This window comes from Brevundimonas sp., from assembly GCF_016463295.1.
Taxonomy (GTDB): Bacteria; Pseudomonadota; Alphaproteobacteria; order Caulobacterales; family Caulobacteraceae; genus Brevundimonas.
Map to the genome: position 1 here is coordinate 1 of NZ_JAEMRO010000082.1, position 9,025 is coordinate 9,025.

9 protein-coding genes are annotated in these 9,025 nt (G+C 65.1%); all 9 read left to right on the forward strand.

What is annotated here, in order from left to right; all coding sequences use genetic code 11:
• Positions 1-802, forward strand: an 802-nt coding sequence (locus JHC81_RS12350; RefSeq protein ID WP_292175125.1) for an enoyl-CoA hydratase/isomerase family protein, incomplete at its 5' end; no start/stop codon positions are given.
• 70 nt (positions 803-872) lie between these two features.
• The gene (locus tag JHC81_RS12355; RefSeq protein ID WP_292175127.1) at positions 873-1,679 is read left to right on the forward strand and encodes a hypothetical protein; all 807 of its coding nucleotides are present in this window, start codon (positions 873-875) and stop codon (positions 1,677-1,679) included.
• A gap of 877 nt (positions 1,680-2,556) precedes the next feature.
• Entirely contained in the window at positions 2,557-3,465 is a 909-nt protein-coding gene (mmsB, locus tag JHC81_RS12360; protein WP_292175129.1) for a 3-hydroxyisobutyrate dehydrogenase, read from the forward strand.
• Between the two features lie 130 nt (positions 3,466-3,595).
• Positions 3,596-4,822, forward strand: a complete 1,227-nt coding sequence (gene hemA / locus JHC81_RS12365; protein ID WP_292175131.1) for a 5-aminolevulinate synthase — start codon at positions 3,596-3,598, stop codon at positions 4,820-4,822.
• A 255-nt stretch (positions 4,823-5,077) separates the two neighbouring features.
• A complete protein-coding gene (gene glyA, locus JHC81_RS12370; RefSeq protein ID WP_292175133.1) occupies positions 5,078-6,361 on the forward strand; it encodes a serine hydroxymethyltransferase in 1,284 nt (427 codons plus the stop codon).
• A 6-nt stretch (positions 6,362-6,367) separates the two neighbouring features.
• Entirely contained in the window at positions 6,368-6,835 is a 468-nt protein-coding gene (nrdR, locus tag JHC81_RS12375) for a transcriptional regulator NrdR (protein ID WP_292175135.1), read from the forward strand.
• The gene (locus tag JHC81_RS12380; RefSeq protein WP_292175136.1) at positions 6,835-7,617 is read left to right on the forward strand and encodes a RibD family protein; all 783 of its coding nucleotides are present in this window, start codon (positions 6,835-6,837) and stop codon (positions 7,615-7,617) included. The genes nrdR and JHC81_RS12380 overlap by 1 nt, the downstream gene beginning before the upstream one ends.
• A gap of 1 nt (position 7,618) precedes the next feature.
• Entirely contained in the window at positions 7,619-8,209 is a 591-nt protein-coding gene (locus JHC81_RS12385; RefSeq protein ID WP_292175138.1) for a riboflavin synthase, read from the forward strand.
• The coding region (gene ribB / locus JHC81_RS12390; RefSeq protein ID WP_292175140.1) for a 3,4-dihydroxy-2-butanone-4-phosphate synthase at positions 8,209-9,025 on the forward strand (817 nt) is incomplete at its 3' end. The genes JHC81_RS12385 and ribB, both read left to right, overlap by 1 nt.

The window sequence follows — 9,025 nt, forward strand, 5'->3', positions numbered from 1 at the left end:
GGCCTTCTTCCTGAGCGAATACCGGCTGAACCATCTGATGTTCGACTATCCCAAGCCGATCACGGCCCTGGTCGACGGCATCGTCATGGGCGGGGGCGTCGGCATCTCCGAGCCTGCCGTGGTGCGGATAGCCACCGAGCGGACGACCTATGCCATGCCCGAGACGGGGATCGGACTTTTCCCGGATGTCGGGGGCGGCTGGTTCCTGCCGCGGCTGCCGGGGCAGACGGGGGTCTGGCTGGCGCTGACCGGTGCGCGGCTGAAGGCGGCTGATACGGTGTTTCTGGGCATCCACAGCCACTATCTGCCCAGCGACGCGCTGGACGCGTTCCGCGCCGTCCTGTCGGCCGATCCTGCGCACCCGGTCGATGTCGCGGACGGGCTGGAGGACGATGCGGGCGAGGCCCCGATCGAGGCGCATCTGGAGGCGATCGACCGGCTGTTCGCTTTCGACACCGTCGAGGACATCTTTGCGGCGCTGGAGGCGGACGGCTCTGACTGGGCGCTGGCGCAACTGGCAACGCTGAAGACCAAGTCGCCGCAGTCGTTGAAGGTGTCGCTGCGTCAGATCCGGACCGGGGCGACGCTGACCGACTTCGCCGACAACATGGCCATGGAATACGCCCTGGGCGGTCGTGTGGTGCGCACCCATGACTTCCAGGAGGGCGTGCGGGCCGTGATCGTGGACAAGGACAATGCGCCGAAATGGTCGCCCGACACATTGGAAGGCGTCACGGACGCGGCGCTGGACGCCCTTTTTGCGCCTTTGCCTGCTGACGAGGCTTGGACACCGCTCGACTAGTCGACACAGCGAGGGCTTGCGTCGCGGCGCGAACCGTTGCCTTGATCCGGGGGTGTCCTGGAGAGCCCCCATGTTGAAGTCCTCGATCCTCGCCGCCGCCATGTCGGCCAGTGCCGTCGCCCTGTCGGGTTGCGTGATCATAGCCAGCGATGGCGGGACGCGGACGGTCTATGTTTCGGCGGAGGAAGCGGCTGCAATGGGCGCGCCGACGGCGTCGGACTATGCGTCGGTTCTGGCCGACCCGCGCCGACTGGAGACCGAGGTCGCGCGCGATCCGCTGCGCAAGCCCGCCGAGATGCTGGCCTTCGCCCAGATCCAGCCGGGCGATGTCGTGGCCGACATCCGGCCCGAGGAAGGCTATTTCACCCGCCTGTTCGCGCCCGCTGTGGGCGATACCGGCAAGGTCTATGCCTTTGTGCCCAACCAGACGGCGGGGCGCGAGAATGCGTTTGCCGACACCCTCGCCGCGACCTATCCGAACGTCAGCCGCGTGACCGGGGCGCTGGAGACCCTGAGCTTCGACCGTCCGCTGGACGTCGTCTTCATGGGTGAGGAGTACCACGACTTCACCATCCCCCGCTTCGGCGCGGATGTGGCGGCGATGAATGCGGCCGTTTTCGCGGCGCTGAAGCCGGGCGGACTCTACGTCATCCTGGATCACCAGGCGGCGGATGGGGCGGGCATCAGCGTGGCCGGGACCCTGCACCGGATCGAGGCGGCGGAGCTGCGTCGACAGGTCGAGGCCGCGGGCTTCATCTATGACGGTGAGAGCGATGCTGTGCGTATGGCAGGCGACGACCACACGCTGAGTGTCTTCGACGAGAGCATCCGGGGCCGTACCGACCGGTTTGTCTATCGCTTCAGGAAGCCGATTTAAGTAAGTTGGGCCTGAACACGATCTTTTTTTCTGAACCCCAAGAAATCGAATTAACCGTATGATTATTAAACGACTGCTGCTGGCAAGTTTGTTATTGACAGTATTTGTCGGGGCTTGTGGGGACATCTCTGCCTCGGCGGGCGATGGTGACGAAAACCTGACTGATAGCGTGTCATCACCCAAGGAAATTCAAGCCGCAGCAAGCTCCGATCATACCAATGACCCGAACATTCACACTTTGATTGGCGAGCCATTCCCAGAGGTTCGCACCGCTCTGCTGCGTCTTGGTTGGGAGCGAGCAGCAGTTAGCGTCGATCAACCACACAGGCTTCATGCCGATTTGAGCTGTCCCAACTATTCGTCAGTATGCCGCGCTCTTTTTCTGCGGTCAGGTTCAGATGGTTGGAAACATCACTGGGTAGTTGTGGTGGACCCCCAAATTTTAGCAGTGACTGAGATACGCCAAGCTGCGTCAGCTGAGAGTCCCCCTTCCATTCCCCCTTCGCTTGCAGCCGACATGCCAGCGCTGCCCCAACCGTACCGTGAAGCTCGAGTCACTTTGATGGCCTTGGGTTTTCGTCCTGTTCCCGCAGCTGATCCGACGACCGTGTGTCCGGGGTGGATGAGCGGCCGAGACGAATGGGAATGCACGCAAGGAATTCGGTTAATCGAGGCGGAATGCGGCAACGCAGGCTGTACTGCCTTGTGGCGTGCCCCTGACGGGCGTCGTCTCAATATCATCCTTAGAGGTGAACCAATGCCCGGAGCAATTTATACAATGAAATGGCAGCCTTCGGAGTGATGGCCGCCGAACCTCTAGCCTCTCGTTCCCCGGGGCGCTAACGCTCCCGGCAAAAGACAAACCGGGAGAGACGCCATGACCACCAAGAAGATCGCCTTCATCGGCCTGGGCAATATGGGCGGCGGCATGGCCGCCAATCAGGCGAAGGCCGGGCATGCGGTCGCGGCGTTCGACCTGTCGCAGGCGGCACTCGACCGGGCGAAGGGTGTTGGCTGCGTGCCGGTCGCATCGGTGGCCGAGGCGGTGAAGGATGCGGACGTGGTCATCACCATGCTGCCCGCCGGGCCGCATGTGTTTAAGGTCTATTCCGAACAGATCATCGGGGCGGCCCCCACGTCAGCCCTGCTGCTGGATTGCTCGACCATCGACGTGGACACGGCGCGCAAGGTCGCCGGACTGGCCAAGGAGGCGGGCTATGCATTCGCCGATGCGCCGGTGTCGGGCGGGACGATGGCGGCAGACGCCGGCACCCTGGCCTTCATGGTCGGCTGTGACGAGCCGGACTTCGCGCGGATCGAGGCGGCGCTGGAGCCGATGAGTCGGGCGACCTTCCGCGCCGGCGATCACGGGGCGGGGCAGGCGGCCAAGATCTGCAACAACATGATCCTGGGCATCACCATGCTGGGCACCTGCGAGGCCATCGGGCTTGCGGAAAAGCTGGGACTGGACCCGGTGAAGATGTTCGACATCGTGTCCAAGTCCTCGGGCCAGAGTTGGTCGACGACGACCTACTATCCCTGGCCCGGCCCGGTGCCGACGGCCCCGTCGAACCGCAACTACGACGGCGGTTTCGCCACCGCCATGATGTTGAAGGACCTGAAACTGGCCCAGGACGCAGCGTCCAAGTCGGGGGCGTCGACGCCGCTGGGGGCCCAGACCGAGGCTCTGTTCCAGATGTTCGACGGCCTGGGTTATGGCGGTCGCGACTTCTCGGCCATTCTGCAGATGCTGCGCGGAAAACTGGACGATTTGCCCAAGGGGTGAGCGCACGAACTAACCTGATAATCATTATCAATTAGACAGTTGCGACGATTTAACCGTCGCCGCTGATAGACTTTCGCGGCCCTGCGGCGCACATAGCGGTCCTGTTTCAAAGACCAGACGAGCGTCAGGGTTGTTCGACTACAAGGCGGCATTCGAGAGCTCGGTAGAGCAGGTCAAGGGCGAGGGGCGCTATCGCGTCTTCGCCGACCTGAAGCGCGTGCGCGGCCAGTTCCCGCTGGCGCGCCGCCGTCGCGAGGACGGCACCGAACAGGACGTCGTGGTCTGGTGCTCCAACGACTATCTGGGCATGGGCCAGCACCCCGAGGTGCTGGGGGCCATGCAGGCCGAGATCGATTCCGTCGGGGCGGGTGCCGGTGGTACGCGCAACATCTCGGGCACCACGCGCTCGGCCGTCGATCTGGAAGCCGAGCTGGCCAGCTGGCACCAGAAGGAAGCCGCGCTGCTGTTCACCTCCGGCTATGTGGCCAATGAGGCGACGCTGACGACGCTGCAGCGCATCCTGCCGGGCCTGATCACCTTTTCCGACAGCCTGAACCACGCTTCCATGATCGCGGGCATCCGCAACGGCGGCGGCGAGCGACACATCTTCGCGCACAACGATCTGGTGCATCTGGAGGCCCTGCTGGCGGCCGCGCCGATCGATGTGCCCAAACTGATCGCCTTCGAGAGCGTCTATTCCATGGACGGCGACATCGCCGACCTGGCCGGGACGATCGCCCTGGCCAAGAAGTACAACGCCCTGACCTATCTGGACGAGGTCCATGCCGTCGGCCTTTACGGTGCGACCGGCGCGGGCGTGGCCGAGCGGGACGGGGTCCTGGACGGCATCGACATCGTTGAGTGCACCCTGGGCAAGGCCATCGGCGTTATGGGCGGCTACATCGCCGCCGATGCCGTCATCATCGATGCCGTGCGCAGCTGGGCTTCGGGCTTCATCTTTACGACGTCGCTGCCGCCGGCATTGACCGCTGGCGCACTGGCCTCGGTGCGGCATCTGAAGGCCAATGGCGCTCTGCGCGAGGCGCATCAGGAGCGGGCGGCGACGCTGAAGGCGCGATTCGCGGCGGCGGGCATCCCCGTCCTGCCTAGCGTCAGCCATATCGTGCCGGTGCATGTCGGCAATCCGGTCCACTGCAAGATGATCTCGGACATGCTGCTGGAGCAGTACGGGGTCTATGTGCAGCCGATCAACTATCCGACCGTGCCCAAGGGGACCGAGCGGCTGCGCTTCACGCCGTCGCCGAACCATACGGATGCGATGATGGACGACCTGGTCAAGGCCATGGACGCCCTGTGGACCCACTGCAACGTGGTGCGCCTGCCTGCCGTCGCCTGATTCAGAGCTGGGCGCCGATATCGGCGAGGTCATCCTCGAGCTGACCCGTAACGGGGCCTATCTGAAATGCTCGGCGGTGCACGTCGCGACCGGCGTCGAAGTCACCGCCATTGGCCCCGTGACCGAGCGGCACGGACTGGAGCGGATCGCTCTGGCCAAACTGAAACGGGCCTTGGCGTCGCGCTGACCCACTAGATGTTGTGGTGAACCCGCGTCAGGCCTAAATGGATCGCCGCTCAAGCCTCGGGGATTCCAGTGACCGCCTTCACCCACGCCGACTATTTCTCGAAAACCCTCGCCGCCGCCGATCCCGACGTCTTCAACGGCATCCAGGGCGAACTGGCGCGGCAGAAGGAACAGATCGAGCTGATCGCGTCCGAAAACATCGTCTCGCAGGCGGTGCTGGAAGCGCAGGGGTCGGTGCTGACCAACAAATATGCCGAGGGTTATCCGGGGCGCCGCTACTATGGTGGCTGCGAGTACGTCGATGTGACCGAAGATCTGGCGCGGTCGCGGGCGAAAGAGCTGTTCGGCTGTGCATTTGCCAACGTCCAGCCGCACTCGGGAGCCCAGGCCAACCAGGCGGTCTTTCAGGCCCTGCTGCAGCCCGGCGACACCTTCCTGGGCATGGATCTGGCCGCAGGCGGACACCTGACGCACGGCAGCCCCGCCAACCAGTCGGGCAAGTGGTTCCGACCCGTCACCTATACGGTGCGCCAGGACGATCACCTGATCGACTATAACAACGTCGCCGAGATGGCCGAGCGCGAGAAGCCGAAGCTGATCATCGCCGGTGCCTCCGCCTATTCGCGCCATATCGACTTCAAGCGCTTCCGCGAGATAGCCGACAGTGTCGGGGCCTATCTGATGGTCGATATGGCCCACTATGCGGGGCTGGTGGCCGGGGGTGTCTATCCCGACCCCTTGCCGCATGCCCATATCGTCACGACCACGACCCACAAGACCCTGCGCGGGCCCCGCGGCGGCATGGTGCTGTCGAACGACATGGAGATCGGCAAGAAGATCAACTCCGCCGTCTTCCCGGGCCTGCAGGGCGGGCCGCTGGAGCATGTCATCGCCGCCAAGGCCGTGGCCTTCGGCGAGGCGCTGAAGCCGGAGTTCAAGGCCTATGCGCAGCAGGTCGTTGACAATGCCCGGGCCCTGGCCGCCGTGCTGGTCGAGCGCGGAACGCACATCGTCTCGGGCGGGACGGACACCCACCTGATGCTGGTCGATCTGCGGCCCAAGGGCGTTACCGGCAAGGCGACGGAGGCGGCGTTGGAACACGCCCTGATGACCTGCAACAAGAATGGCGTGCCGTTCGATACCGCCCCCTTCACCGTGACCTCGGGCGTCCGCCTGGGCACCCCGGCGGGCACAACGCGCGGTTTCGGCGTGGCCGAGTTCCAGCAGGTCGGCCACTGGATCGCCGATGTGATCGATTCCATGAAGGGCACGGACGAGGCCGATCCGGCGGTTCAGGCTCGCGTGGCGGACGAAGTGCGCGAACTGACCGCGCGCTTCCCGATCTATGGATAGCCCGCGATGAAATGCCCCTTCTGCGGACATGCCGACACCCAGGTGAAGGACAGCCGCCCGTCGGATGACGGCGCGGCCATTCGGCGCCGGCGGTCCTGTCCGCAGTGCAACGGGCGTTTCACGACCTTCGAGCGGGTCCAGCTGCGCGAACTGATGATCCTGAAGCGCAACGGGCGGCGCACGCCCTTTGACCGCGACAAGCTGGAGCGGTCGTTGGGCATCGCCCTGCGCAAACGCCCGGTTCAGCCGGAACAGGTCGAGCAGATGGTGTCGCGGATCGTGCGTCAGCTGGAAAGCCTGGGCGAGACCGAAATCCATTCCTCGACCGTCGGCGACTTCATCATGAAGGCGCTGAAGTCGGTCGATGAGGTGGCCTATGTCCGCTATGCCTCGGTCTATAAGGACTTCCGCGCCACCGGCGACTTCGCTCGCTTCCTGGGCGACGAAGGGCTGGACGAGCCGGGCAAGGGCTGATGCCCCTCAGGGTCACACTGAAACTGGCGACGTCGCTGGACGGGCGCATCGCGATGCCGTCGGGCGAGAGCCGCTGGATCACCGGAGAGGCGTCGCGGGCGCAGGGGCATCGGCTGCGGGCGGCGCACGAGGCCATCCTGGTCGGGGTCGAGACGGTGCTGGCGGACGATCCGGAACTGACGGTGAGACTGAGGGAAAAGCCCTTCCCCCTTGATGGGGGAAGGGTTGGGATGGGGGTGAAGGCGGTTGGGGCAGACGGCTCCGTCGAGACCACTTCCGCCGACACTGTCACCCCCAACCCCGGCCCTTCCCCCATCAAGGGGGAAGGGGGCGATGAGGCGAACAGTAGCATTCAACCCCTTCGCATCGTCCTCGACAGCCGCCTTCGCACACCCCCGTCGGCAAAGGTCGCAATCGGCGGCACCCTGATCCTCACCGCCACGGAGCCGCACCCCATCGGCACCGCCGAAGTCGTCCAGATCGCTTCGACCGATGGCCGACCCACCATCGAGGCCGTCTTAGGCGCTCTGGCCGAGCGCAACATCACCTCCGTGCTGATCGAAGGGGGAGGGCAGGTGGCGGCGTCCTTCATCCGCGCCGGCCGCCTCGATCGACTGGAGTGGTTCCGCGCGCCCATCCTCCTCGGTGCGGAGGGGCGACCCTGTATTGCCGCCCTGGCCCTTGCGAAGCTGGGCGACGCCCCCAAGTTCCGTCGTCTGTCGGCCGAACCTCTCGGAGACGACCTATGGGAACGCTACGAGCGCATCGAGCGTGAGGCCTGACATGTTCACCGGCATCATCACCGACATCGGCCGCGTGCGGTCCGTTCGCCAGACGGACCGTGACCGCCGCTACGAGGTCGAGACCGCGTGGGACACGGCGACCATCGACCTGGGTGCCTCGATCAGCCATGCGGGCTGTTGTCTGACGGTCACCGAGAAAGGGCCCGGCTGGTTCGCTGTCGAGGTGTCGGGCGAGACCCTGTCCAAGACCACCCTGGGCGACTGGGCCGAGGGGCACCGCGTCAATCTGGAGCGGGCAGCGAAACTGGGCGATGAGCTGGGCGGCCATATCGTCTCGGGTCATGTGGATGGTCTGGGCCGCGTCGTCTCGGTGACGCCGGACGGCGGGTCGCACCGGATCGAGATCGAGGCTCCGGCCCCGCTGCACCGCTACGTCGCGCCCAAGGGCTCGATCACGGTGGATGGGGTGTCCCTGACGGTCAATGCCGTAGAGGGCGCGACCTTCGGCCTGAACATCATCCCACATACCTGGGACGCGACCACTCTGGGGACGCTGAAAGCCGAGGATCGGGTCAATCTAGAGATCGACATGCTGGCGCGATACCTCGCGCGGTGGCAGGAGACGGCGTGATGCAATTGGCCGCGAACATGAATGACAGCCCGATCAGTCCCATCGAGGACATTCTGGAAGATGCCCGCAATGGGCGTCCCTACATTCTGGTGGATGCCGAGGACCGCGAGAACGAGGGCGACGTCATCATCCCGGCCCAGTTCGCGACGCCCGACCAGATCAACTTCATGGCCCGCCACGCGCGCGGCCTGATCTGTCTGGCCATCACCAGCGACCGGGCGCGGCAACTGCGCCTGCCGCCCATGGCCGCCGACAATCGCACCAGCATGGGTACAGCCTTCACCGTCTCGATCGAAGCGCGCGAAGGCGTGACGACGGGGATTTCCGCTGCGGATCGGGCGCGGACCGTCCAGGTCGCCTCCGATCCGACAAAGGGGGCCGACGACATCGTCTCGCCAGGTCATGTGTTCCCGCTGGTCGCGCGGGATGGCGGTGTTCTGGTCCGGACGGGCCATACGGAGGCGGCGGTCGATATCAGCCGCATGGCCGGACTGACGCCCGCGGGCGTGATCTGCGAGGTCATGAATGACGACGGGTCGATGGCGCGGATGCCCGACCTTGTCGCCTTCGCCCAGCTGCATGGGCTGAAGATCGGCACGATCGCGGACCTGATCGCCTATCGCCGCCGCACCGAACGCTATGTCGAGCGGATCATGGACACACCGTTCGACAGCGTCCACGGCGGCCCGTTCCGCCTGATGCTGTACCGGAACACGATCGAGGGGGCCGAGCATATCGCCTTGGTGAAGGGCAAGGTCGAGGCCGGCAAGCCGACGCTGGTCCGCATGCACCAGGTCGATTTCGCCGCCGACATCC

What these genes read in the sequence shown, in the direction of transcription:
- mmsB (WP_292175129.1), top strand. Translation starts at nt 2,557, where the DNA reads ATGACCACCAAGAAGATCGCCTTCATCGGCCTGGGCAATATGGGCGGC.
- JHC81_RS12385 (WP_292175138.1), top strand. Translation starts at nt 7,619, where the DNA reads ATGTTCACCGGCATCATCACCGACATCGGCCGCGTGCGGTCCGTTCGC.
- JHC81_RS12380 (WP_292175136.1), top strand. Translation starts at nt 6,835, where the DNA reads ATGCCCCTCAGGGTCACACTGAAACTGGCGACGTCGCTGGACGGGCGC.
- JHC81_RS12355 (WP_292175127.1), top strand. Translation starts at nt 873, where the DNA reads ATGTTGAAGTCCTCGATCCTCGCCGCCGCCATGTCGGCCAGTGCCGTC.
- nrdR (WP_292175135.1), top strand. Translation starts at nt 6,368, where the DNA reads ATGAAATGCCCCTTCTGCGGACATGCCGACACCCAGGTGAAGGACAGC.